Consider the following 26,284-nt stretch of genomic DNA (forward strand, 5'->3'; position numbering starts at 1 on the left):
AATCAGACTGCTGATTATGCCTTGGAATTGGAAATTTCGAAGCGTGATTATTTCTCCTGCTTCATGCTGGCCCCCCGCTTCTTGCTCCAGCCCTGCCTGAGCCGAGCTGCTATATAACTTAGCAGCAGCAGCCCCGGCGAGTAAGTATACACCCAGAACAGCCATGCCACATCAAATTGCACAAAAGCAACGATGCCCGGTGCTAAAAAATAAGCATAGCCGACGATAAGAAACCCGAATGGCCACAGCATAAACCGATGGTCTCGAAGCTTAAACAGCTGCTGCAACCCCCGTATAAAAGCATAACCATAGATAAGGCTTCGAAAATAAGTGGAAATGATATAGTCAATTGCCAGCACCGCCTCCAGGCGCTGCACAAAGTCGCCAATATTGATTTTTTTCCCCATCACATAAGGTGAATATACGGTAATTTCCGTAGCAAAAACGCCCAGAACGCATATACACATCACAATAATGACCCAAATGGCCATACCGGCTATGAGAGCAGCCAGTAAATAATCACGGGTCTTGTGCTCGCTTTCCTCTACGCTATGGAAAATCATCAGAAAGGCGAAAAGCTCGCAATAGGGAAACGCGATAAAAAAAAGCGACCCCTTCACGATGCCCGGGAATCCCGTTAACTCGATCGGCAGCAGCTGGGTCAAATCTATTTTTGGAATTAGCAAAATGATGAGTAAAATAAACAAAGCGGAATAAAGCGGGAAGATCACCTCTCCTAGCCGCCCAATCGTTGTGATACTACCACGCAGCGCAAGCGTAATCGGCAAAACCATCAACAGGTAAATGACCAGTTGGGGAGTCTCCTCCATCATTTGCGTCGTTATGAAATCGGAAATTTCCCGTATTTGTGTAATCGACGTATTGAACATCATGGCAAGAAATACAAGCGATAAAAGCCCTCCGGCTATTTTTCCAAATGCCTGATTATTGATATCGATTAAGCTTTTCCCGGGGAAACGTTTGCTGATCCTGAAAATAAACCAAGCGGCTCCAACACCAAACGGCAGGCCAATTATCCCCGACATCCAGGCCGATTGTTTCGCATAAGCAGCTGTCAAAGGGGGCAAATACAACTGCATATCGCCGATAATGAAAAATAAAACGAGGATGGCTAGCTGCCTGACGCTAATCTTTTGATGTTGCTGCATTTCTTATCACCCGCTTTGCCATTGAAATATAACCGTCATCCATTTTGTCCAGCAAGATGTTGAATTATCCATAAATGGATGCCTGGCTGCTGTCGGTCATTCGGTCGTCTCCTTCATGGGCAGCTTGCCCCGCAGCTTTGCAAATCCCCAGCCGAGCAGCAGCAGCCCCGGCGAATAAGTCAAAATCCAGAGCACCCACGGCACGGCCAGGATGTTAAGAAACACAATTCCTGGCGTCACCATGTAGGAATAACCCAGCGCCATAAAAGCGAAGGGAACCGTTAATATTCGAAAATCTCGAAGCTTGAACAACTGCGATATGCCCAGAACGAAGGCATATCCGTAGATCAGGCTGCGAAAATAGGCGGTAATAATGAAGCTGATCGCAAATATTGCCTCCATCCGCTGGACGAAGTTGCCGATGTTGATTTTTTTCGACATAATGTACGGGGAATAGAAGGTATGTTGGGTTATGTAAGTTCCAAGTACTAGCAAGCACAGCAAAACCATGATCCAAATGGCTAGCCCTCCTGTTAAAACCCCGAGCATATAGTCACGGGCACGGTGTTTGCTCTGAACAACATTCGGAAAAATCATCAAAAACGCGAACAGCTCGCAAAAAGGAAAACCCACAAAAAATAATGAACCCTTCATAATTCCCGCAGCGCCCGCACCCCAGATCGGAAAAAGCTCTGTGGGCGTCAAGCTCGGCAGGAGCATCAGCAGGAGCAGTACAAACAACAATACAAATAGGGGAAATATCGTTTCGCCCACTCGGCCAACCGCCCTAATCCCCCCATGTATCGCGATCGCTAATGGAAAAATCATTAGGAGGCAGATCATGATATTTGGCGTCTCAATCAATATTTGTGTGGTGACAAAATCACCGATTTCCCGAATTTGGATAATCGAGGTGTTGAACATCATCGCCAGAAACAGCAGCGAAACGAGGCTTCCAGCTAGTTTGCCAAAAGCCTGATGATTGATTTCGATGAGCGTCATATTTGGAAAATGCTTGCTGAGGCTGTATATAAACCAGGCCATGCCAAGCCCGATGGGCAGACCAATTAACCCGGACATCCAGGCGGCTTCCTCTGCGAATTCAGCCGTAAGGGAAGGTAAAAACAGCTGCATATCGCCCATGATAAAATAAATAACGAGAATAGCCAGCTGCCTTGCGCTTATCGATGGCTGTTCTTTCTGCATGCTGCTTCACCCGCTTCGTGCTTAAAATGTCGGCTTGCTGCCGTATTCCATTTTGTCCACAGGGATGAATAATTATCCAACATGCTCGGGGCAGGGCAAGATAGGCAAAACCAGCTGGGCAGGCTAGCTGTACAATTCGCGGTAAGCTTTCGGGGAGACGTGTTCCGCTTTGCGAAAAACGCGTATGAAGTAGCTGGATTGGGAAAATCCCGTCCGGCTGGCGATTTCGCTGACAGGCAGTTTGGTCGCGACAAGCAGGCTTTTGGCCGCCGCGATACGACAGGCGGTCAAATATTGCTGCGGGGTACGCCCCATGACTTGCCGAAACAGCCGCAAAAAATAATACGGGCTGTAGCCGCACAGCGCCGCCATCTCCGGCAGCGTCCACGCTTGTCCGCTCGTGCTGCGTATAAGGTCTGCCGCTTCACGAATTGCATTTTTGGTAATAAGTGGCAGTGCATCGTGCTCCAGGCGCTCCGAATTATGGGCAAGCTCCGCCAGCAGCTCATATAGAAGCGCTGACATGCGCGGCTCATGCCTCGTCTCGAAACTGCCGCACAACTCGTACATCTCCTCTGTCAGCTCAATAAAACGCGCAAGCGAAGCTTGTGATACGGCAAACAGCCACACGCTGGAAGCATCCGCTGCCCGCAGCAGCATAAGCTCTATCGGCACCATAAAATGAACCCAGCGCACATCCCATGGCTGCTCGGGATCGGTTCCATAATGCTGGAAAGCTCCCCGAGGATATAAGAAGCCTTCTCCCGCCTTTAGGCTGACGCGCTGCCCCTCCTTCATCACATAGCCGCCTCCAGAGCAGACAATATGCAAATTATAGGTAATTATAGTCCCTGCGGCCCGCCGCTCGTTATGCTGGGGAAAATCATTATAGCGGCCGACTGAATCCGGATAACAGACATAATGCCCAGCAGCCGGCTCGGGCAATTGATAGTAGGTACGCATCGATTAGCTCCTTTTCGCCAAAGAGCGCAATATTTTCATATCGATCACAATATAATAGTATATACGCACTGAAATACTGATTCTACAATAATAAAATAACCGATAGATAGCAATTTATTATTATTTCTATGGAGGTATAACCTTTATGACACACGTAAACCCAATAAATGAGTTTGCCCTTGGCGTCTGCTATTACCCTGAGCAATGGCCGGAGGAGCTATGGGATGATGATCTTCGCCGGATGAAGGAAATGGGGCTGTCGATCATTCGGGTAGCCGAATTTGCCTGGTCGGTGTTCGAGCCCGAGGAAGGCGTATTCCAATTTGATCTGTTTGACAAAGTCATGGACCTGGCTCATAAGCATGGGCTGAAGGTCATTATCGGCACCCCTACAGCAACGCCGCCTGCATGGCTGACGTTCAAGTATCCCGAGGTGCTCAACGTAACCTTTGATGGGGTCACGCTTCAGCATGGGCTGCGCCGCCACACCAACTATAACAGTCCCAAATATCGGGAGCTGAGCGCTCGCATTGCTCGCCAAATGGCGGAGCATTACTGCGATCATCCGGCCGTCGTTGGCTGGCAAATCGACAATGAATTCAATTGTGAAATTTCCGAATTTTATTCGGAAGCGGACCATCTGGCTTTTCGAGAATGGCTGCAGCGCAAATACGTTACGCTCGGCAAGCTGAATGAGGCTTGGGGCGCTGTCTTTTGGAATCAGACGTATTCCGCTTGGGAGCAAGTCTTTCTTCCGCGCCCAACTGCGGCGCCAAGACAGCCGAATCCGCATCAGGCTTTGGATGAGAAGCGGTTTATATCCGACAGCACCATTTCTTACGCCGAAGTGCAGGCCAGGGTGCTGCGCGAGGCAGCGCCCAAGCAGTGGGTAACGACGAATGGCTTGTTCGGCCATCTCGACAGCCACCGGATGACGGACGAGCTGCTGGACTTTTTCAGCTACGACTCCTACCCGCAGTTTTCCACCATTAACTATGACAAAAATGAGGAAAACCCGCTGCTCGATCGCGGCTGGAGCCTGACGCTGTCTACAACCCGCTCCATTTCGCCGAATTTCTGCATTATGGAGCAGCAGGCTGGTCCAGGCGGCTGGGTGAACCGCATGGATATGCCTTCGCCGAAGCCGGGTCAAATGCGCCTGTGGACGTACCAATCCATTGCCCATGGCGCAGATATGGTCGTTTATTTCCGCTGGAGAACGGCAGCCTTTGGCAATGAAATCTATTGGCATGGCCTAAACGACTACCATAATGGACCGAACCGCCGCCTTCGTGAAGCAGCGCAAATCGGCGCTGAGCTTGCCAAGGCCGGTCCGCACATTGTCGGTACGCGCAACCGGGCGGAGGTTGCCCTCGTACGCGATTATGACAATGAGTGGGATGGCGAATACGATGTTTGGCACGGCCCGTTCTCCTGGAAAAGCGGCAAGGAATGGTTCAAGGCGCTGCAGCACCAGCATATTCCAAGTGATGTTCTTTACATGCGAAATGTCACAACGCTTGCTGATCTGCAGCGCTACCGCGTGCTCGTCTATCCGCATCCGGCGATTATGCGGGATGAAACAGCTGCTTTGCTGCAGCAATATGCCGAAAGCGGCGGCACAATTATATTCGGCTGCCGCACGGGCTACAAGGATGAGCACGGTCACTGCTACATGCGTCCATTCCCTGGCGCTGCTGCAGGTCTTGTCGGCATTTCCGTCGAGGAGTTTACACAAATTAAAGGTACGCGCAAGCCGGCAACGATCCAGTGGAAGCAAGGAGGCGGCGAAGCAACTACGGCGGATCTGTTCAATGATGTACTCGCAGTCGAAAGCGATACCGTCGAAATCATTGGCGAATATGCCTCCGATTATTATGCAGGCAAGCCCGCTGTTACCCGCAATGCCGTTGGGACAGGCTCAGCTTGGTATTACGGCGCTGTATTCAATGAGGCAGCAGCTCGTCATGTGATTGGCCTGCTCGGCTTGTCATCGCCTGTTGCCAATTGGCTTTCCCTGCCAGAGCAGGTGGAGCTGACTATTCGCGAGGGTGAGGCTGGGCCGCTCTATTTCCTCCTCAACTATGCGGAGGAAGCTGCCGAGCTTACTCTCAGCGAGCCACGCACCGACCTTATCAGCGGCGATGCGCTTCAAGGCTCAGTCGTGCTGGAGCCTTATGGCGTGCTTATATTGACCTAAATGACCTTAGGCTAGACTGCGTTCAAAAAATATAACCTAAAGCAAACAGCACCCCTATCCGCCTCATCCGCTGAGGAAGATTCGGGGTGCTGTTCTTTTAGCCTTGCCATAAGCAGAAGGCATCTAGCAAATGTCAATCGCATCTCACTACTACGCTTCCGCCTTCAGCGCCAGTTCAAACTCTGCATCGCGGTCACAGACCAGCTTGCCATCCTTCACCTCAAGCTTGGCTGCTTGAATGGAGCTTCGACGCGTATGGTACCCTGGCACCTGACCTGGTGCCTCCCAATCGCCCCGTCTGCCCGGATGGGTAAAATAGAAAATATAAGCCTGCTCGCCTTGGACCACGACATCGGCATGCAAGCCAATGGTCCCGTCATCCTCACGCTGGCCGGGCTTATCTAAGATCAAGTTGTTTCGCTCCCAGCTCTCCAAATCATCCGAGCGGAAAACGCCTTGTCCCCGCCATTCGTCAACGATCATCCAATATGAGCCTTGCAGCCGGAATACATTCGGCCCTTCATGCCCTCGCCCCGTTATGACAGGACCAACCACTTTCCAGCTATACAAATCGCTGCTGTCGGCAGCGTAAGTGAACGAGCCGTGCGCCTCATCCTTATACCACATGCGGAACCTGCCATCCGGCAGCTCATAGATGCAGGCATCAATGACTCGATCCGAGCTGAGACGCACATTGGATACAAACGTCCAGTCGAGCAAATTAGTGCTTGTATAATGGAAAATCTCCCGTTTATGGCCAGCCCAATCATCGGGCACACCTTGAATATAGCTGACGTACATATGGTAAAGCCCATTATGCCAAATGATTTCCGGGGCCCAAAATGTATTTCGTCCCCATTCAATATCCAGCCCCGTCAGCGTTCCCCGGTAATTCCAGCTGCGGCCGCCATCTGCGGAAGATGCGACGCCTAAATCCGTGCCATGCACCCATGCAAAGCCTGGACCTTCCACCGTAGCACGGCGATTCGTATAAATAATCCACCATTCCTGCTGCTCGCGATTATAAATGACGACCGGATCCGCCGCTCCGTCAAAGATTGGATCTCTGAATAATGGCGCCTTCATCTGCTTATTCCTCCCGGCAAGCTCTGTTATCCTTCTAAAATAATCAGCTGCTGTCAATGGTTAATGGCTTGCAACAGAGCGCCACCTGACATCATTTGGATTCGGACAGCTTTTTTCCTTATATTTAGCGGAGATTTGCACAATACATCCGCAAACCGTGCAGGTTGTCCCGCTCATGAGCTTCGGACAGCTGCCGCATTCCCGAAGGCGCGCTGCGTACACTTCATCGTCCACGCAGCGTTCGGACGACTGAAACATCGGCGCAGCCAAAATTCGCTGGATCTGCGCTTCTGTGACTGTATAGCTGTCATCACAGCCTTTGCAGTTTCTCGCACTCCTGTCCATGCCCGGCTTCATGCCGTCCGCCTCCTTTGCATTCTAACCATAACTTTGATTATTGCTCGATCAGCTCAAGCACCGTAACCGACATCGCTGGAAGCTTTGCGGATACCTGTGCGCCATCCCATGTAAAGCTTGTAAATGCGGCTGGCTCTACTGCATTTGGCTGCTCAAACGTATTATGCGAGTCAATGGCCGTGCCCGACAGCACCGTACCTTTCATTGTTTTCAAGCCTTGTGTCAAGCCGCGCAGCGCAATGGATACATCCGCTTCGGCACTATGATCCAGATTGCACAAGCTGATATGGATTTTGCCATCTGCCGCTTTGGAAGCCGATACAGAAATTTGCGGCAGCTTTTCGTCGCCATGCTCGTAACGGGCGCTAGACGTATGCGTATCCAGAAGCTCTGCATCCTGATGCACCTTAAACATATCAAAAATATGATAGGTAGGCGTCAGCAGCATTTTTTCCCCTTCTGTTAAAATAACCGATTGCAGCACGTTAACGATTTGCGCAATGTTTGCCATTTGTACACGGTCGCAATGATCGTGGAAAATATGCAGCGTAAGGCCGGCAACGAGCGCATCGCGAATCGAATTTTGCTGGTATAGGAAGCCTGGGTTTGTGCCCGGCTCAGTATTGAACCATGTGCCCCACTCATCGACGATCAAGCCCACGCGCTTCTCTGGATCATATTGATCCATAATTGCCGAATGCTTCGTAATAAGCTCCTCCATCCACAACGCTTTTCTAAGCGTAAGAGCCCACTCGTCCTCTGGGAAGCCGGTAGCTGCTCCCTTGTCCTGCCAATCCTTCGGAACGGTATAGTAGTGGAGGCTGATGCCATCCATTTTGCTCGCAGCTTCCCGCATCAGCACTTCCATCCACTTGTAATCGTCGACGTTCGGGCCGCAGGCAATACGATAAATTTCATTGTCGCCATAATTGCGAACGTAAGTCTGGTAGCGGCGGTACAAATCCGCATAATATTCCGGACGCATATTGCCGCCGCAGCCCCAGTTTTCATTGCCGACGCCAAAATATTTCAGCTTCCACGGCTTCTCGCGGCCGTTTTTCTCACGCAGCTCCGCCATCGGCGATACGCCGTCGAAGGTCATATATTCAACCCACTCGGACATCTCCTGCACCGTTCCGCTGCCTACATTGCCGGAAATATAAGGCTCGCAGCCGAGCTGTTCGCAAAGCAGCAAAAACTCATGTGTGCCAAAGTGGTTATTTTCAACTACGCCGCCCCAGTGGGTATTGATCATGCGCTTGCGCTCTTCGCTTGGGCCAATGCCGTCCTTCCAGTGATATTCATCGGCAAAACAGCCGCCCGGCCAGCGCAGCACCGGAATATTCAATTTTTTGAGCGCTTCCACAACATCGTTGCGAATGCCCTTTGTATTTGGAATGACCGAATCCTCGCCAACCCAGAAGCCTTCATAAATACAACGTCCCAAATGCTCGGAGAAATGTCCATAAATATTGCGGTTAATCGTACCTTTAGCAATGTCTGCATTAATTGTAATTTGATTGCTCATTGTTATAGCCCCCTAAATGAATTAATAAAAATATAAATCGTTTATTGATAACATTAATTTAACTTCATCATAAACAATCCAAACGCAATTATCAACCCTCTTTTGAAAAATAAATCGGAAAAACGTAAACGCTTACGTCATTGCCCGCTGCCGCCCTAAATCTGTCGCCTACCCGTCTATCCGGACTGTAACGTGAAACTAAAAAAAGCTTCTCCATCCTCGCTCGGATGGAGAAGCTTTCTGCTTCAAGCCTTATACAACTTCGCTTGTTATGCGCTTGCCCGTGAACTGGCTGTTATACAGATCGGCATAGAATCCGCCCTGCTCCAGCAGTTCCTCATGTCTTCCTTGCTCTATAATAGAACCGTTGTTCATAACTAAAATCAGATCAGCGCCGCGAATCGTCGACAAGCGGTGGGCAATGACAAAGCTGGTGCGATTTTTCATCAGCTCGCCCATCGCCCGCTGGATAATAATTTCCGTACGCGTATCGACACTGCTCGTCGCTTCATCAAGGATTAGTATCGATGGATCTGCTAAAATGGCACGGGCAATGGTAAGCAGCTGCTTCTGCCCTTGAGAAATATTCGATGCTTCCTCGTTCAGAATCGTGTCATAGCCTTCTGGAAGCGTCCGAATGAAATGATCTGCATGCGCCGCCCTTGCTGCTTGATACACCTCTTCCTCCGCAGCATTCTCGCGTCCATAGGCGATGTTGTCTCGAATGCTGCCATTGAACAGCCACGTATCCTGCAGCACCATGCCGAACACCTGGCGCAGGCTTCTGCGCTGAAGCGCCGTAATGTCCTCGCCATCAATCGTTATGCGGCCGCCATTCAGTTCATAGAAGCGCATCAGCAAATTAATCATCGTCGTCTTGCCCGCTCCGGTCGGACCGACTATGGCGACGGTCTGACCTGGCTTAACATCAATATTCATCCCGCTAATGAGCGGCTCATCCGATTTGTAGCCGAAATCCACCTGCTCGAAGCGAACGGCGCCAGCTGGCTTGCTGATTGCTTTAGCATTTTTCGTCTCGGGTACCTCATCCTCTTCATCCAGCAGCTCAAATACCCGCTCTGCGGAGGCGATTGTAGATTGAATAATATTCGCAATGTTGGCAAGCTGCGTAATCGGCATTGTAAACTGTCTTGTGTATTGAATAAATGCCAAAATATCACCGATTTTTATCGCATTTCTCGTAACCAGCAAACCGCCGATGACGCATACAAGCACATAGCCGATATTACTGATGAAGCTCATAATCGGCATAATGATGCCCGACACAAATTGTGCGCGCCAGCCGGAATCATACAGCTTTTCATTCATTTCATTAAATTCATCCAGCGATTTGCGCTCATGGCCGAATGCTTTGACGATTTTGTGCCCCGTGTACATTTCCTCGACATGTCCGTTCAAGCGTCCGAGCTCCGCCTGTTGTCCCGCAAAATATTTTTGCGAACGCTTGGCGATCGCCTTCGTTGCAAGAAGGCTTGCTGGAATCGTCAAGAACACGATCAGCGTTAGAAGCGGGCTGATGGTCAGCATCATAACGATGACGCCGACTAGGGTAATGAAGGACGTGATGAGCTGCGTCAAGCTCTGCTGAAGCGTATTGCTGATATTGTCCACATCGTTGACGACCCGGCTCAGCACCTCGCCGTTGGAGCGAGAATCGAAAAACTTCAGCGGCAAGCGCGCAAATTTATTATTTACATCCTTGCGCAGGTCGTAGACGGTTTTCTGCGCGACGCCAGCCATTAAATACTGCTGAATGAAGCCAAATGCGGCGCTGATCAAATACAGCGCGACTAACGTCAGCAGAATCGTATTAATGGCATCAAAATCAATATGTGCACCCGGCACGCCTTGGGCTATTCCCATTACACCCTCGTACAGCTTCGTTGTCGCATGCCCCATCATTTTCGGGCTGACAATGCTGAATACGGTACTTAAAATCGCGGTCAGCAGCACTAGCGCAAGCTTTGTGCGATGCGGCTTCAAGTAGGCAGCCAGCCGTTTCAAGGTACCCTTGAAATCCTTCGCCTTCTGAGGGGGCATCATCATACCCATTCCTGGAGGACCCATGCCGATTCCTTTCGGCCTTTGCGGGGAATTCTGCTTCTGCTCACTCATGCAATTTCCTCCTCCGAAAGCTGTGAATAAACGATTTCCCGGTATACATCACAAGACTCCATTAGCTCCCGATGCGTCCCGATTCCCGCTAGGTGTCCTTCATCTAGTACGATGATGCGATCGGCATCAAGCACTGTACTTACCCGCTGGGCAACGAGCAGCACCGTCGAATCTACCGTTTCCTCACGCAAGGCGGCACGCAGCTTCGCATCCGTCTTAAAGTCGAGCGCCGAGAAGCTGTCGTCGAACACATAGATTTCTGGCTGGCGCACGAGTGCCCGAGCAATGGAAAGGCGCTGCTTTTGGCCGCCGGAAAGATTATTTCCTCCCTGCGATACGCTTGCGCCATATCCTTCCTTCATCGTGCCAATGAATTCTGCTGCCTGCGCCACCTCTGCAGCGTGCTTCATTTCCTCATCGGTCGCATTTTCTTTGCCATAGCGGATATTTTCGGCGATCGTGCCAGTGAACAAAACGGCCTTTTGCGGCACAAAGCCGATTTTTTCACGCAGCGTTTCCTGGGATAGCTCCCTTATATCCACATCGTCAATAATGATGCTGCCACTCGCCGTATCATAAAAGCGCGGAATCAAATTAACAAGCGTCGACTTGCCTGAGCCTGTTCCTCCAATAATAGCCGTCACCTCACCAGGCGCCGCCTTGAACGATATATTCGATAAAGCGGGCTGCTCGGCTCCCGGGTAGCTGAATGTCACATCACGGAACTCGATGTACCCCTTGCGCGAGCCTGTGTTCTTGACGCTGGCGCTGTCCGCAATATCCGGCACCATGTCTAGCACTTCATTAATACGCACTGCCGATGCTGATGCACGAGGAACCATAACAAGCATCATCGATAACATCAGAAGCGAGAACATAATTTGCATCGCATATTGGATGAAAGCCATTAATGAGCCGACTTCCATATCGCCATTCTCGATGCGCAGCCCGCCGATGGCAATAATTGCCACTGTAGATAAATTCATGACGAGCATCATAAGCGGCATCATTACCGCCATAATTTTGTTCACTTTAATTGCCGTTTCGGTCAGATCGCTGTTGGCAGCGTCAAATTTTTTATTTTCATAATTTGTTCGATCAAATGAGCGAATAACCCGAATGCCTGTCAGTCCTTCGCGCAGCACCAAGTTCAGCTTATCGATCCGAACCTGCATCATTTTAAACAGTGGAATTCCTTTGCGGACGACGAGCAAAATCGCGCCAGCGAGCACAGGCAGTGCGACAACCAACACAAGCGACAGCTTCGCATCCTTGGACACGGCCATAATAATGCCCCCGATGCACATCATCGGCGCCATCACCATCATGCGCAAAATCATCATCAATACTTGCTGTACCTGCGTAATATCATTCGTTGTACGCGTAATAAGCGAGGCTGTGCCGATTTTGTCAAACTCCTGCAGCGAGAAGTTTTGCACATGCCCAAACACCTTCTCCCGCACAAGGCGCCCGAAGCTCGCTGAGGCTTTTGCCGAAAAATAGCTGGCACCAATGGAGCTGATGCCTCCTATTGCCGCTATGAGCAGCATAAAGGAGCCGATTTTCCAAATAAGCGGAGTGTCTCCTTTAGCTACTCCATCATCGACGATGTCGGCCATTAGGGTGGGGAGATATAAATCAGACAGCGACTGAATAAAAACAAGCACAAGCACCGCGGCTATCAGCCAGCGAAACGGCTTTAAAAAGCGGAATAACTTTAACATTGCTGCTCATCCCCCGTTAGTTCAGACTCATTAAGTTCATCAAAATATTCAAATGATTTGGATAAAATCCGAATCAGCTCAAGGGAATCCTGCTCTCCCAAGTATTGAGCCAGTCCTGCCATTCGATTCATAAAATCGGCAATGACCTTCTCCGCAATGCGTTCCCCTTCCTCAGTCAGCGAGATACGAACGGCCCGCCGGTCATCGGGATCAGCGTTTCTCTGCACGAGTCCATTCACCTCCATGCCATTGACCAGTTGAGTAATCGTAGGAGATGTTACCCGGAGCAGGCGGCTGATGACCGAGATTTTCATCCCCGGCTTATCCTGCGCCTTCATAGAACCGCGCTTGATGCACATCAGTACCTGCATCTCGCTAAACTTTCCGCCTGGATTAGGCTTCTGCCGCCAATTGAGTCGATGAAAGCTGCGAAACACACCAATTAATTCATTCGTAATTTGCTCGCTATGTTCCGTTGCATTGCATTTTTTGCTTGTGTCGTCTGTTTTGTCTTTGCTGCTCTTATTGCTTGTATCAATTTTGTTATGTTCCAAAAGAGCCCTCCTTTCATTTATATTTCTTTGCCCTTTCATGTTGGCTACCAATTATTTTCCCATTAATTATTTTTCTTATGATTATCTTATAACTAAAATAATAGGCTACCTAATTATAAAGCGCTAATTAAATGGCTGTCAATAACCCATTTTCAAGCTTTTAGCGTTTGTTTGCAAACCAGAGTTGACCTCCTGTTTGCTTAGAGCTTATCCGCGTTCCATCTCATCTGACGGTTCAGATTTGAGAACCGAAGCGTTCGATAGTTGCTGATATCGTTCGGCTTGGGTGCCCACTCCTAGTTTGGAGGACTGAGATTCCGCTAATCCAGCTTTTAATCCGATAATCAGGCGTAAGCGGACAGGAGATCCGCTATCGCGCTCCTGTGTCCACCAAGTCGATCATTTTTTTAATAAATGAAATCTAAAACGGAGAGTATGAAGCTAGCTTTCGGTATGCATTTCACATTCATGGGGGGTGACATTCCCAAGAGGAAAGGGAGAGGGCGATTAGCCGGCCTCTTCCTCCACTAGAATCTGTATATGTTTGCATACACATCTAGCATACGGCTTTGAACTCGGGCTTTGGGCTTTGGGCTTTGGGCTTTGGGCTTTGGGCTTTGGGCTTTGGGCTTTGGGCTTTGGGCTTTTGTTCTTCTCATCTTTGCGATTTGGTTTAGGCTTTTAAATTTTAAGTGGGGGGTGGGGAAGCGGAGCGAAGTGAAGGGGTGGGGAGTAAGAAGCGGAGCGTTCGCTTTTAGCCTTGGATTTCTACCTATAGGGTGGAAATAACTGAATAGAAATCCAAGGCTAATGGCGATCGAGCCCCAACCCCTTCACGCAGTGCAGCGACCTTTACACCCCCATTTACGTTTCAAACATAAATGAATAAATTCTCATTAACTTCTCATAAACACCAAACAATACGATTTCCCCTTCCTTTGCGCTCTCATCATGAGAAAAGGCTCATTTTTCGGTGTGGTATAGTGTTTTTAGCCAAAACGAATCGTACAACGAAAGGAATCACACCATTATGATTAAGAGAAACTTTTTTCGCTCCGTCATCAAATTGAGCTTATGCGCAAGTATTGGTTTGACAGCCTTCACATTCGCTTCAGGCAACCAGGCACATGCCGCAACTGAAACTTCCCTTCAATTAATCGACTCCGGCAAGGAGTTTATCGGAACCCCCTATAAATATGGAGCCCCAGCAGGCATTACATACGCTTTTGACTGCTCTTCCTTTACCCAGTATATATTCGATGCCATGGGCGTTTCGCTGCCACGCAGCAGTTCCTCCCAAGCATCCGTTGGAGCCAAAGTAGCTAAGGAGAACCTTAGTGTAGGCGATCTTGTTTTCTTTAATACGAGCGGCAGAGGCATTAGCCATGTGGCTATCTATGCGGGAGACAACAAAATTTTGCACAGTGCCACCAGCACGGGCGTAACGATCAGCAGCCTTGGCGAGTCCTACTGGCATAAGCGCTACGTGACAGCACGCCGTGTATTGAAATCCTAGTTCGCAACGCAGCTATAGCGCTCTACAAGCAAACCCCTATATAAGCAAAAACGTCCTGAACACTAATCCGTTCAGGACGTTTTTGCTTATCATTGCCGTTTCAGTGCTCCTCCAAATAAAAAAAGCCGCTCCTTCTTCAGCATCAGGCTGATTCAGGGGGCGGCCTTACGTCATTACACTTATTTGCTGAGCGTTTCTGTCAATACAGGAACGATTTGCGATTTTCGGGATACTACGCCCTTCAGAACGGCTTTGTTGTCAGCCAGCGTTACATTGTACGCTTTCTCAACTGCACCTGCTGCGCTGCCGATAGCAAGCGCTACAGAATCACTGTTCAAAATGTCAGTTACGACGAACAGGAACAGGTTCAAGCCTTTTTCAGAGACGATAGCGTTAATCGCTGTTTCCAGATCCGCTTGGCGAACCAGTACATCGTTTGTGTCAACCGCGTTAACTTGTGCGATTTCTACTTTGCTGCTGCCCATTTGGAATTCTTTCGCATCAAGTGAAAGCAGCTGAGCGATCGATTTGTCGCGTACGTCTGCTCCTGCTTTTAGCATTTCCAGACCGTATGCATCTGTATCAACGCCAGCGATAGCAGCAAGCTCCTTAGCAGCCGCTACATCTTGCTCGGTGCAAGTTGGCGATTTGAACAGCAAGGAGTCGGAAATGATTGCAGACAGCATCAGACCTGCGATTTGTGGCTCGATAGCTACGCCGTTTTCTTTGTACAATTTATTCAAAATCGTAGCTGTGCAGCCTACAGGCTCAGCGCGATAGTATAGCGGGTGACTTGTCTCAAAATTCGCAATACGATGGTGGTCGATAACTTCCAGCACGCGAACTTGATCGATATCTGCTGCGCTTTGCTGACGTTCATTGTGGTCAACGAGAATAACGGTCTCCACTTCATTAGCTACTGTTTCTACAAGACGGGGAGCTTCTGCTTTGAAATGGGTCAGCGCATATTGCGTTTCACCGCTAATTTCACCCAAACGAACCGCTTCAACGTCAAAGCCCAGCTTAGCCTTCAAATCAGCATATGCGATCGCAGAACAGATAGTATCCGTATCCGGATTTTTATGCCCGAAAATAAATGTTTTTGCCATTTTACTGTCTCCTTAGTTCTTTTATTTGGGTTTGCGGCAGGCCGCATTTCCCAATAAGTTTTTCCCACATTTGATTATATAATATAATGAAGTATATACCTATGCCCTTACAGAGATTTTTGCAAACAATTCTCAAATAAGCTTGCTTAAAAGCAGAAGCGAATGGTATAAGGGGTATAGAACATTCGGCTGCCGAGTTACCACATCAACTAGACAGAACAGGAGACTTACAAAAGATGAGTTATAAAATTGCGTTTTTTGATATTGATGGCACATTATTAGATGAAGAAAAACAAATTCCCCAAGATACGATTGATGCGATTCGTGAAATTCAGGAGCAGGGCGTCGAGGCTGTCATTGCGACGGGACGCGCGCCTTATTTTTTCAAGGATATTGCCGAGAAGCTTGCGATTAACTCCTTCGTCAGCCTGAACGGCGCATACGTCGTGTACAATGGCGTTCCCGTATACCACAATCCCATTCCGCGCACAGATGTCAAGGCGCTTGTTGAGCATGCCGGACTTCATAACCATTCCCTCGTCTTTGAAGGCCATGACGCATTCTTTTCCAATGCTGAAGCGCATCCGCAGGTGTTCGACTCCGTAACGTCGCTGCGCGTGGCACAGCCGGGCTACGATCCAAGCTATTGGGAAAAAGCAGACATTTATCAAATTTTCCTGCACTGCGAGCCGCAGGACGAACATCTGTACACCGATGTCATCCCAGGCTTGCGCTATATTCGCTGGCATCCGTTCGCGATGGACGTCCTTACGAATGATGGCTCCAAGGCGCTTGGCATCGCTGCGCTGCTGGAGCATTTGGGACTGACGGCGCAGGAAGCACTTGCCTTCGGTGACGGACTAAACGACAAGGAAATGCTCGAAACTGTCGGACTAGGCATCGCCATGGGCAACTCCCATCCGGAGCTGCTGCCCTTCGCTGATTACGTAACGACCCATGTGAGTGAAAATGGCATTCGGGGTGGCTTGCGTCACGCCGGCTTGTTGAAGTAATAACGCCACTATAGCCATTTCATTAAAAAATAAAGAGGTACAGCTAACGGTTCGAAGCGTCAGCTGTACCTCTTTTGATATATTTGGAATTAGCTGCCGTTTACGTTCAGCCAATCACTTTCCTAATGTTAGACATACTCACGCAGGTCAGCCTGGCAAAACGTACTGGCCTTATTTCCGCTTATTGCTCTTCTACTACGGTGCTTTGAAACAAAAATTGAATGAGCCACCACAAGGACAGCAGCACAATAACTGCCGATGAGGTTAAAGAAATCCATTTAAAAAACAAATACAAAAAAGGGTTGCTGGAACGTGTTCTTCTGTGATCCCCACCGCTAAGGTTCATAATAAATTTCGCCTCCTGTATGCGTTTTATGAAGCTCTAATCCATGCCGTATTGCCATGCTGTCTTCCTCCCTCTAATCATTAAGGCCTCTTTGTTCAAGAGGCCTTATCACTACTCTAACATATATATGACATTAGAACCACAGTTCACCATCAATTAGTCAATAATACGTCATATTTGACAATGAGTTTTAAACTGATATTAAACTTGACAAAAGTTAGTTCGTAAAATATAGTTTGTTACAAATAGTAATTAACTTAATATAGGAGGAATTACACATGACCTACAGTATAAATGCCGATACTGTACTCGGGACAGTAAAGCTGAACATTAGCGATATGAAACGTTCGCTGCCATTTTATCAGGAGGTTGTTGGCTTGCAGGTGCTTGAGCAGCGAGGCAATGTTGCCCGTCTTACGGTTGACGGCGTCAACACACTCCTTGAGCTGGAAGAGATTCCAAATGCAATCGTCTCCGAACGCAGAACGACGACTGGCCTTTACCACTACGCCCTGCTGCTGCCTAATCGTGGAGCGCTCGGCGCAGCACTCGCCCGGTTAATCGCCTCCGGCATTCATATCGGTCAAGCCGATCACCTCGTCAGCGAAGCGCTGTATATCACGGACCCTGACAATAATGGCATTGAAATTTATGCAGACAGACCACGCTCGGAGTGGAAAAAAGATGACAATGGCGATTACGTTATGGCTAGCAACCCCGTCGATTGGGACGGACTTCTTGCCGCTGCCGATCCGGCTGCCGCTACACTACTGCCACCCGGCACAATAATTGGGCATATTCATCTTCATATTAATGGCATACCGGCTGCCCGCGCCTTTTACAATGGGCTGCTCGGCTTTGATATCGTAGGCGACTACACCGATTTCAAAGCGTTGTTCGTCTCAGCCGGAGGCTACCACCATCATATCGGGCTTAACATTTGGGCCGGCATTGGCGCCCCTGCACCAGCTGCCAGGACTACTGGGCTGAACTACTTCACCATCGTCTATCCGAATCAAGCGGAACGGGCTACAGCTATAAGCAGGCTGAGGGAAGCGGGAACAGCACTTAATGAGTCGGACGGCGTTGTTTTTGCCACCGATCCTTCCAGCATTCGGATTAAGCTTGCAGTGGCCGAATAATAGGCCAGCAAGCAGCAGCTACAGCAAAAGCCACGCAAAACCACTGGCATGTGGTATTGCGTGGCTTTTTGCTTTTTCTACTGAAGCATTTAGCTCCATTTCAATATAAGAGCCATACTTATTCGTTGCCGCTCAAAAGTGCAGCTTCCGGCGTTACCTCATAAATCGTTATGTTGCTGCCGCCTCCGCCAAAGCCGCGGAAGCTATTGTCACTATTTCGATCAGTAAAAAATCCATTACTACCGCCGCCACTTTCAGCGCTAGAATTACTGCTGTTGAAGCCACCGCTATTATTGCTAGCTATATCGCTGTTATCCGCCACATCCTCGCCTCCAGCTGTCTTCTGCCATTCACTGGATTCAACCTGCTTGCCATGGGAAGTAATCCACTGCGTCAGCTCATTATTATTGCTGCCCCCGCGCCCGCCTTGCGAAACGAGGAAATATTTCAATTCCCCTGCGGCCACGAGCGCCTTCAGCCGGTCTACAGACAGGACGGGATCGGAGCCGGAATAACCGCCGAGTATAATGACATTTTCACCGGAATCGATAATATACGGCGCTGCGGTCGAATAGCTGTTCGTCGCAAACAGATACTTCTCGCCTGTATTGTGCGCCTTCAAAAAAGCAAGCGCGGCTTCATTGAGCGGCTCATCGCGAGAAGAGGCATTCGTCTGATCAGGCCCTGCCTCCGGCAGCTGGCTGCTCTGCCCGTATACGATAGGTGTTGCCGCCCAGTAAGCCGGACCAATGAACAGCACAAGCAGCCCGAGCAGCACAATCAGATTTACGGCTGGCTGCTGCCAAATTTTTCGACGGCTCGCCGCATGCTCTCCGTTTTGAACGCCAGCATACGCTGTCAAATATCCGCCCTGCTCATACGGCAGCTTGCCGCCATACAGCTCGTTATCTGCGCCAGCATCCGCACCTGCTTCATCCCCTTCTGTGCCACCACTACTGTGCCCTATTAATGACTTCACCTGATTCTGCTTCGCTATCCGCCTTCCAATGAGCAGCAAACTTGCTGCCATTCCGCCAACTAGCACGGCAAGCGACCACCCGCTGCCAATTGTCGCGTCAAATGGATGCATAATGTACCATTCGAACCCAGCTGTTGCTGCAATACCGAGCGGCAGCAGCCAGCTGAGCCAGCCCTTTTTGCTGCGGTATTGACTCCACAGCTCACTCCAGCCTGCTCCAAGCAGCGCGGCAATCGGAGATCCCATCATAATTAAATAATATTGATGAAAAAAACCTGCGACGCTGAAAAAGGCCATAACCGGTACCAGCCACGCCAGCCAGAACAACGCTTCCTTATGCTTCATCGTCATATTCCGTCTGCGGATGCTGGCCAGTATGCCCACGCAGCCTACAAATACAAGAGGCAAAAACCAGCTTGCTTGACCGGACAGCTCGGCTTGGAATAAACGAAGCGGCCCTGCCGTTCCTGTTCCAAACATGCCGCCTGAGCCACCGCCGCCGCGACCACCTATGCCGTCCATACCGCCACCAGGGCCGCCGTTAAAACCGCCGGCTCCAGCGTCTCCCCCGGCAACTCCTGAGAACCCACCGGCTCCGCCATCATTTCCTCTGCCATTGCCAAAATTCCCGACTCCGCCGCCATTATTGTTATTGTTAGTGATATACGCGCCCTGACTGCTATCACCACGGCGGCTGCCACCATCGCCGCTCGCCTTCTGCCCATCCTGCTCTACAGCCGCGATGCTGCGATTCCCGCCTGGCACATTGCCGCTGAACCAGCTATTTACAATATTCGTCTGGGCAAAAGCAGTGCTTCCAACCGCTGGAAGCTGCTGCGGCCCCATCATCGAGCTGGTACCGCCTCCGCGATTTCCAGTCAGCCTTGAAAGTCCGTTATACCCGAAAGCCAGCTCCAACACGGAGTTTGTCTGGCTGCTGCCCACATAGGGCCGACTATCTGTCGAAATAGAATCAACTGTTACCGCCCAGGACAAGGAAATCACGAGCATAATGGCGGTCGCTCCTGCCAGCAGGCTGATTTTTTTAAACCATTTTCCCTTCCACGCCATTAAAGCAAATAAATAAAACGCTGGAAGCACCATGTAGGCTTCCATCATTTTCATATTAAATCCGACACCTATGACGGCAAAAGCGCCTATCAGCCAAAGCGCCTTGCCCTGCTTCGTTCCACGGAATAACAGCCATACCGCAAGCAGCAGCGTAAAAACGAGCATGCTGTCGATATTATTCGTCCGGCTCACGGCAACCGCAACCGGCATCGTTGCCATCGCTGCTGCTCCAATCCGTGCTGCCGTAAGACCAAAGGACGGTTTTAGCAGCACATACAGCAAAATCGTCGAGCCAATACCCGCCAGCGCTTGGGGCAAAATCACGCTCCAGCCATGCAGGCCCAGCACATAGGCAAAAGCCGTCTGCACCCAGAACGTGACTGGCGGCTTGTCAACGGTTACGAAGCCTCCAGAATCTACGGTTGCAAAGAAAAAATTGTGGAAGCTTTGCAGCATGCTTGCGACCGTAGTCGTGTAATACGTATTGACATGGTCATCTGTCCAGATTAAAAATCCATTTAAAAATGCCGATACGAGGATACATACCATTAATATTGCATCCACGCGCTGTTTTTTTATTACTGCCATGGCTCAGCCGCCCTTTCGCTTCCGTCTCTTGCTTCACTATGAGAGATTGTGCGCCTTTTCCCTGAAAATCGAATGAAGCAAAGCTGAAAATGAGCTTAAAAAACAGAAATGATATAATTGGAACAATAAAAGCAAGGCTGAGGGACAGCGAAAAAAAGGTTTTATCTAAACTTGGCCCAGAGCGCGGATTAGAATCGCCGCAAACTCCGCTCGGGTTACCTCTTGATTGGGATTAAACATGCCCTGCGCGTCCCCTTCGACTCTAATCGCAGGGCTATGCTAGGTTTGAACAAGATTTGCAAACATGGTAGACTTTTTCATGAGATCGCCCGTGGTGAGAAGCAACCGTTTGCAAAACTGGAGATGATACAATGTCGGTAAAAGGAATTAAGCTGCTGCTTGTTGATGACGAGCCGCATATCGTGCAGTTTTTGGAGCTTGGCTTGCTGAATGAAGGCGCGGATGTACGGACAGCCAGCAATGGCGAGGAAGCGATTATGGTCGCTAGCGACTTTAGGCCCCATGTTGTCATTTTGGATGTGATGATGCCGGGAATGAACGGCTTTGATGTTTGCCAGGCGCTTAAAGCAACGGGAGATAATATCGCCATTATTATGCTGACTGCCAAAGATGAAACGCAGGATCGCGTGAAAGGGCTGCGCATTGGTGCTGACGATTATGTCATTAAGCCGTTCAGCTTTGAGGAATTGCTTGCCCGCATTCAAGCGAGGCTTCGCAACCAGTTTCCGAATTTGCTCGGGGAAGTCGTATACGGCCCGTTTCGCATCGACGATCTGCGCAAGGAGCTATCCTACATAGATCAAGCGCTGGAGCTGTCGCCAACCGAATATGAGCTGCTGAAATTTATTGTAATGAACAACGGCATAGTGCTGAGCAAGGCGCTTATTTTGGACAAAGTATGGGGCTATCATTTTGGCGGCGAGGAAAATATCGTTGAGGTGTATATCCGTTCACTGCGCGAGAAGCTGCAGGACAAGGAGCACCGGCTTATTCGCACGCTGCGCGGCTCTGGCTACCGCATGGATTTGCCATGACGGACCGCAAAGCTCCGCTGCTGCTTCGCCTACTAAAGCCCGAATCGCTGCGCTATCAGCTGCTTAGCCGTTCGCTGTTCGTACTGGCAGGGCTGCTTCTGTTAATTGGAACGCTGCAACACATTTTAGCGAAGGACTTTATTTATCATAATCGCGCCGAGGCATTGGAAGCGCAAATTCAGGCGATGCCTCCCCTGTGGCATATGGACAACATACCCGCATACCCAAAAAAATTTCCCTATAACGGTTATGTAGCACCGGATGATGCCACATCTGCAGCATCGCCGGAGAGCCTAAGCAATATGCCTGCGATTACTCAGCCAAGGTTATCTCTTGCCTATGTTAGCAACACAGGAGAACGGACGGTACTGACGATTAGCAGTGAAACTTGGACACCAGAGCTTAGTCAAGCGGAATACATGAAAATTTTAGAAGATTTGAAAAACCATCACGATGTCAACTACCAGCTGCTCAAAAACAGCGAAGGCGCACAGCAGCTTGTCGTCTTTCGGCTGGCCGGACCGCCGGATTCGCCAGTTGGACTCATTCAAGCAGGCAACGACACAGATTTGCTGCAAACGGTACTTGCGTATCAGCTCACGATTTTCGCTGGGCTGTCTATTCTTGCCTTGGCAGGAGGCCTATCGCTGTATTTGCCAATATTGCGCAAGACGCTTACGCCGCTGTCGCGTATCGTGAAAGCAGCCCAACGTACCGATGCCGTCAATCTCACAGAGCGGCTTCCTATATCGCAAGGACAGCAGGAAATCGATCTGCTTTCGGAAGCGTTCAACGGCATGCTCGGCCGACTGGAAAGCTCCTTCGAGACGGAGCGGCAAACAACGGAACGGATGCGGCGTTTTGTTGCCGACGCTTCGCATGAGCTGCGGACACCGCTCACTTCTATTCATGGGTTTCTGGAGGTGCTGCTGCGCGGTGCCGTTTCAAATCCGGAGCAGCTGCACCGTGCCTTAACGAGCATGAAGCTGGAATCGACGCGCATCAACAAGCTGGTCGAGGATTTACTGCTGCTAGCCAAGCTTGATCAGGCGCCAGAGCTCGTTAAGGTCGATACGAACCTTGGCAATCTCATTCATGAGCTGGAGCTGCAGCTGCATATTTTGGGCGGAGAGCGCGAGGTGCAAATGGATGCTGATGTGAGCATCAGCGGGTGCTGCAATCCAGATCAGCTAAAGCAGGTGGTGCTCAATTTATTTTTAAATGCGGTCCAGCATACCGATGCCAATCAGGGAAAAATATCGCTAAAGCTCGCTAAAACCGGAGCCTATGCCGCCATTTCCATTACCGATAATGGAACGGGCATTCATCCTGAGCATATCCCCCATTTGTTTGAACGTTTTTATCGCAGTGAATTTTCCCGCACCCGCCTAAGCGGCGGAGCAGGCCTCGGGCTTTCGATTACGCAGTCCATCGTTGAAGCGCATGGCGGAACAATTGAGGCGGCCAGCATCGTCGGCGAAGGCAGTACATTCACCGTCAAGCTGCCATTGGCGGACGTATAGCTTGTTCTATTCGAAGCATATAAGCAAACAGGGTGCCCCACAATGCCACAATCTGGCCGCGGGGACACCCTGTTTTATTTTTCACTTTGCAGCACGAACGCATCCAGCTTGTGGCCATCCACATCATAAGCCTCGTATGTCAGCTTATCTCCTTCGATGGTAATACCGGCAAACATTTGCTTATTATTTTGAAAATGAACCTTATGATAAAATTGATCCTCTTTCTTCTCATTAAACTTCTGCCCCGCTGCGTTAGTTACGACGTAGACGGTGCCGCTTGCTGTGCTGATGACACCCTCTCCATCCCCCGTCACCTTGCCATCCTTCAGCGGATATGATCTTGCATATTCATGATTGTGCCCCTGAAGCACGAGATCAACCCCGTATTTGTCAAACAGCTTAACCCAATCATCGATTTTCTCGTATTGATTGCCGGCATAGGGACCACGATGAACCGATACGATAATCCAGCGCTTGTCTGTAACTGCCAATTCCTTCTCCAGCCACTTGGTCTGCTCCTTCTTGTTCGATTCCGTGTTCAGCATGATGAAGTGAGCAGAGCCGTAGTCGTACGAATACGTCGTACCTACGATGGAGCCGTCCGCCCCACTCTCTGGCAAATTGAAATGGGAGACAAACTCATCTGCGTTGTTATCAACCTCGTCATGATTGCCTGTCACGGGCATAAGCGGAAAGCGTGTTACCCACTGCTGCGCCTTGCCAAAAAAGTTTTGCCACGCGATTTCATCATCCGGATTTTCCGTTAAATCGCCGTTATGCACAATAAACTGCGCACCAGGAAATGTGCGAAACGCCTGATCCAGCGTATTTCCCCACAGCTCAAAATCCTGCTCCGTTATGCCTTGCGAATCCGTCACATTAATAAATGTGAAAGGATCTGCATCCTGCGCCTCCGTCATAAAATGGAACGCTTCGCTCCAGCCGCTCTCGCTCCCGTCGCCCACGCGGTACGTATAGGCTGTACCCGGCGACAGCCCCGTAAGCTCCAGCTTATGCACCCCTCTTACTGCGCCATTGCCTGTATCCAGCGTTGCTGTCTTCCCCTCTAGACGACTGACCTGCGTGCCCTCACCCTCGCCTGACAATTTCCCCGCATCCATTCCTTCGACCCATTCAATTACCGTTCCTGACTGCAGATTATCGGTGAACCAAGTAAATGCGCGGCTCGTGGCCGCATCCTCCTTAAAGGTTGTAACGATAGCGTAAGGCTTCCCAGCAGCCTTTTCTGTTGTCCCCTCCGATTTCAGCCACTCTATTCCTGCAACAACGAGCAATAGTACAAGGCAAAGGGCCAAAATCCATATCCATTCTTTTTTCATCTTAATCTCCTTTCCCGTGAAGTTCATACCTGTGCTGCCTTTTACGATAACGCTCCCGCATAAGGGGAGTCAAACGTTTCACCCGGCATTCAGCAATCTCTCAGCTGGCATTCAGCAATCTTTCAGCGGGCACTCATTTTCACATCAGCATCTAAATTTACAATAGCTTTACAAACAGCTTAGCCAAGACACGATAATAGCTAAACGATTGATAGAGAGAAGGAGGGAGTAAATTGCAGCAAAATTTGAAGTTCCGGCATGAGCTGAAATTCATCATTAACCAGCATCAATATTTCATTATCCGGCAGCGGCTAAAAAATATGATGCAGCAGGACGCCAATGTCGGCGATACGGGCGAATATCACATTCGAAGCTTGTACTTCGACGATGTGAACAATAAAGCGCTGCATGAGAAGCTTGGCGGCGTACGTGACCGAAGCAAATATCGGATTCGCATTTATAATACGCAGGACAAGGTTATCCATTTTGAGAAAAAAATCAAATTCAAGGATTACATTGCCAAAGTCAAGGAGCCGCTTACGCGGGCTATGTATGAACAGATGATGGCTGGCGACTACGAGGTATTTAATCGGCCCGATAAGCCGCTGCTTATGGAAATTTACAATGAGATGAAGTACCGGCTGCTTCGTCCGAAGGTGATTGTCGATTATGTTCGCGAGCCTTACGTTTACGAAAATGGCAATGTGCGGATTACATTCGACAAGGATTTGCGAACAGGCCTGCATGCGCTGGACATTTTTGACCCGAATCTTGACCCCGTCATTGCACTTGAGGACAACCGGATGATTCTTGAAGTGAAATTTGATGAGTACATTCCGGCCTCTATTAAAATCGCGCTCCAGCTCGAAGGGCTGCACCGCACCTCGGCATCCAAATACGTGATCTGCCGCAAATATCTTAAATTCAACACTTGGGAGGATTTTTAAACGATGGAGACAACGACTACGGCAGCTGCCGCAACGACAGAAGCAGCGGAAACGGCAACCTCTTTTTCCGATATTATTAAAAACTCGGTGATGAGCAACTTTACCTCTGATATTAGCATTTCAAAAATACTCATTACAATGGGCGTAGCTTTTCTGATTGGTTTCTTCATCTATACGCTGTACAAACGAATATTCAGCGGCGTGCTTTATTCCAAAAGCTTCAACGTCTCGCTCATCGGCATGACGATGGTTACGGCTATGGTCATTATAGCGATCAACTCCAATCTGGTGCTCTCGCTCGGTATGGTCGGCGCACTATCCATCGTCCGCTTTAGAACGCCAATTAAAGATCCAACCGATCTGATCTTCCTGTTCTGGGCAGCCGTTGCCGGTATCGTCTCGGGTGCAGGCTTCTATACGCTCGCAGCTATTGGCTCTGTCATTGTCGGTCTCGTGCTCTTCTTCTTCGTCAAAGGCGGCTCGGTTGAGCAGCCGTACCTTCTTGTCGTCAACTGTGACAATGAAACGACTGAGAAGGAGATTCACGGCCGTCTGAACAAGCTCGTCAAGCGTTACAATGTGAAGCAAAAAACCGTTACGCGCGGCAATGTGGAAATAACGATCGAAATTAGGCTGCGTGATCAGGAAGGTGCGTTTGTTAACCAGCTTTCCGAGCTTGAAGGTGTAAAAAATGCCGTCTTGATTAGCTACAGCGGGGATTATGTATCTTAA

Annotated in this window: 22 protein-coding genes; 8 read left to right on the forward strand and 14 right to left on the reverse strand. The window is 49.6% G+C overall.

Features of this window, described 5'->3' with window-relative positions:
• Positions 1–47: 47 nt before the first annotated feature.
• The 3 genes from ABEW34_RS09260 to ABEW34_RS09270 form a co-directional block, all read right to left on the reverse strand.
• The gene (locus ABEW34_RS09260) at positions 48–1,169 is read right to left on the reverse strand and encodes a GerAB/ArcD/ProY family transporter (RefSeq protein ID WP_430157378.1); all 1,122 of its coding nucleotides are present in this window, start codon (positions 1,167–1,169) and stop codon (positions 48–50) included.
• A gap of 96 nt (positions 1,170–1,265) precedes the next feature.
• Positions 1,266–2,375, reverse strand: coding sequence for a GerAB/ArcD/ProY family transporter (locus tag ABEW34_RS09265; protein WP_430157381.1), 1,110 nt, complete (start codon positions 2,373–2,375; stop codon positions 1,266–1,268).
• A 123-nt stretch (positions 2,376–2,498) separates the two neighbouring features.
• Positions 2,499–3,338: an AraC family transcriptional regulator gene (locus ABEW34_RS09270; protein ID WP_430157384.1), complete on the reverse strand. Its 840-nt coding sequence runs from the start codon at positions 3,336–3,338 to the stop codon at positions 2,499–2,501.
• A 145-nt stretch (positions 3,339–3,483) separates the two neighbouring features.
• On the opposite strand from ABEW34_RS09270, the gene ABEW34_RS09275 reads away from it, so the two are divergent.
• Positions 3,484–5,538: a beta-galactosidase gene (locus tag ABEW34_RS09275; RefSeq protein WP_430157387.1), complete on the forward strand. Its 2,055-nt coding sequence runs from the start codon at positions 3,484–3,486 to the stop codon at positions 5,536–5,538.
• A gap of 150 nt (positions 5,539–5,688) precedes the next feature.
• On the opposite strand, the gene ABEW34_RS09280 is transcribed toward ABEW34_RS09275, so the two are convergent.
• The 6 genes from ABEW34_RS09280 to ABEW34_RS09305 all read right to left on the reverse strand — a co-directional run bounded on the left by ABEW34_RS09280 (position 5,689) and on the right by ABEW34_RS09305 (position 12,923).
• Positions 5,689–6,624 carry a family 43 glycosylhydrolase gene (locus ABEW34_RS09280; RefSeq protein ID WP_430157390.1) on the reverse strand — a complete coding sequence of 312 codons (936 nt, stop codon included), beginning with the start codon at positions 6,622–6,624 and terminating at the stop codon, positions 5,689–5,691.
• Positions 6,625–6,684: 60 nt separating this feature from the next.
• Complete coding sequence (locus tag ABEW34_RS09285; protein WP_430157393.1) at positions 6,685–6,981, reverse strand: hypothetical protein; 297 nt, start codon at positions 6,979–6,981, stop codon at positions 6,685–6,687.
• 37 nt (positions 6,982–7,018) lie between these two features.
• A complete protein-coding gene (locus ABEW34_RS09290; protein ID WP_430157395.1) occupies positions 7,019–8,509 on the reverse strand; it encodes an alpha-N-arabinofuranosidase in 1,491 nt (496 codons plus the stop codon).
• 252 nt (positions 8,510–8,761) lie between these two features.
• The gene (locus tag ABEW34_RS09295) at positions 8,762–10,645 is read right to left on the reverse strand and encodes an ABC transporter ATP-binding protein (protein WP_430157398.1); all 1,884 of its coding nucleotides are present in this window, start codon (positions 10,643–10,645) and stop codon (positions 8,762–8,764) included.
• Entirely contained in the window at positions 10,642–12,369 is a 1,728-nt protein-coding gene (locus ABEW34_RS09300; protein WP_430157401.1) for an ABC transporter ATP-binding protein, read from the reverse strand. Before ABEW34_RS09300 ends, ABEW34_RS09295 begins: the two co-directional genes overlap by 4 nt.
• Complete coding sequence (locus ABEW34_RS09305) at positions 12,363–12,923, reverse strand: MarR family winged helix-turn-helix transcriptional regulator (RefSeq protein ID WP_430157404.1); 561 nt, start codon at positions 12,921–12,923, stop codon at positions 12,363–12,365. The genes ABEW34_RS09300 and ABEW34_RS09305 overlap by 7 nt, the downstream gene beginning before the upstream one ends.
• Before the next feature lie 1,030 nt (positions 12,924–13,953).
• Between ABEW34_RS09305 and ABEW34_RS09310 the strand changes: the two genes are divergently transcribed.
• On the forward strand, positions 13,954–14,439 hold the full coding sequence (locus ABEW34_RS09310) for a C40 family peptidase (RefSeq protein WP_430157407.1): 486 nt from the start codon (positions 13,954–13,956) through the stop codon (positions 14,437–14,439).
• Between the two features lie 179 nt (positions 14,440–14,618).
• Here the strand turns inward: ABEW34_RS09310 and ABEW34_RS09315 are convergent, their stop codons facing one another.
• Positions 14,619–15,548, reverse strand: a complete 930-nt coding sequence (locus tag ABEW34_RS09315; RefSeq protein ID WP_430157410.1) for a manganese-dependent inorganic pyrophosphatase — start codon at positions 15,546–15,548, stop codon at positions 14,619–14,621.
• 236 nt (positions 15,549–15,784) lie between these two features.
• On the opposite strand from ABEW34_RS09315, the gene ABEW34_RS09320 reads away from it, so the two are divergent.
• Positions 15,785–16,561 (forward strand): Cof-type HAD-IIB family hydrolase, encoded by a 777-nt coding sequence (locus ABEW34_RS09320; RefSeq protein WP_430157412.1) that lies wholly within the window; start codon positions 15,785–15,787, stop codon positions 16,559–16,561.
• Positions 16,562–16,742: 181 nt separating this feature from the next.
• Here the strand turns inward: ABEW34_RS09320 and ABEW34_RS09325 are convergent, their stop codons facing one another.
• On the reverse strand, positions 16,743–16,907 hold the full coding sequence (locus ABEW34_RS09325; protein ID WP_172455568.1) for a hypothetical protein: 165 nt from the start codon (positions 16,905–16,907) through the stop codon (positions 16,743–16,745).
• Between the two features lie 278 nt (positions 16,908–17,185).
• Here ABEW34_RS09325 and ABEW34_RS09330 point away from each other — a divergent pair, with 278 nt between their 5' ends.
• On the forward strand, positions 17,186–18,049 hold the full coding sequence (locus ABEW34_RS09330; protein ID WP_430157415.1) for a VOC family protein: 864 nt from the start codon (positions 17,186–17,188) through the stop codon (positions 18,047–18,049).
• 118 nt (positions 18,050–18,167) lie between these two features.
• On the opposite strand, the gene ABEW34_RS09335 is transcribed toward ABEW34_RS09330, so the two are convergent.
• Positions 18,168–20,687 carry a glycosyltransferase family 39 protein gene (locus ABEW34_RS09335; RefSeq protein ID WP_430157417.1) on the reverse strand — a complete coding sequence of 840 codons (2,520 nt, stop codon included), beginning with the start codon at positions 20,685–20,687 and terminating at the stop codon, positions 18,168–18,170.
• A 165-nt stretch (positions 20,688–20,852) separates the two neighbouring features.
• Complete coding sequence (locus ABEW34_RS09340; protein ID WP_430158537.1) at positions 20,853–20,954, reverse strand: S-layer homology domain-containing protein; 102 nt, start codon at positions 20,952–20,954, stop codon at positions 20,853–20,855.
• Positions 20,955–21,058: 104 nt separating this feature from the next.
• On the opposite strand from ABEW34_RS09340, the gene ABEW34_RS09345 reads away from it, so the two are divergent.
• Both ABEW34_RS09345 and ABEW34_RS09350 read left to right on the forward strand, forming a co-directional pair.
• The gene (locus ABEW34_RS09345; protein ID WP_430157420.1) at positions 21,059–21,742 is read left to right on the forward strand and encodes a response regulator transcription factor; all 684 of its coding nucleotides are present in this window, start codon (positions 21,059–21,061) and stop codon (positions 21,740–21,742) included.
• Positions 21,739–23,265, forward strand: coding sequence for a sensor histidine kinase (locus tag ABEW34_RS09350; protein ID WP_430157422.1), 1,527 nt, complete (start codon positions 21,739–21,741; stop codon positions 23,263–23,265). The genes ABEW34_RS09345 and ABEW34_RS09350 overlap by 4 nt, the downstream gene beginning before the upstream one ends.
• 74 nt (positions 23,266–23,339) lie before the next feature.
• On the opposite strand, the gene ABEW34_RS09355 is transcribed toward ABEW34_RS09350, so the two are convergent.
• The gene (locus ABEW34_RS09355) at positions 23,340–24,605 is read right to left on the reverse strand and encodes a purple acid phosphatase family protein (RefSeq protein ID WP_430157424.1); all 1,266 of its coding nucleotides are present in this window, start codon (positions 24,603–24,605) and stop codon (positions 23,340–23,342) included.
• 233 nt (positions 24,606–24,838) lie between these two features.
• Here ABEW34_RS09355 and ABEW34_RS09360 point away from each other — a divergent pair, with 233 nt between their 5' ends.
• Both ABEW34_RS09360 and ABEW34_RS09365 read left to right on the forward strand, forming a co-directional pair.
• Positions 24,839–25,552, forward strand: a complete 714-nt coding sequence (locus ABEW34_RS09360) for a polyphosphate polymerase domain-containing protein (RefSeq protein ID WP_430157427.1) — start codon at positions 24,839–24,841, stop codon at positions 25,550–25,552.
• A 3-nt stretch (positions 25,553–25,555) separates the two neighbouring features.
• The gene (locus ABEW34_RS09365; protein ID WP_430157430.1) at positions 25,556–26,284 is read left to right on the forward strand and encodes a DUF4956 domain-containing protein; all 729 of its coding nucleotides are present in this window, start codon (positions 25,556–25,558) and stop codon (positions 26,282–26,284) included.

The organism is Paenibacillus algorifonticola, from assembly GCF_050481745.1.
Classification (GTDB): domain Bacteria; phylum Bacillota; class Bacilli; order Paenibacillales; family Paenibacillaceae; genus Pristimantibacillus; species Pristimantibacillus algorifonticola_A.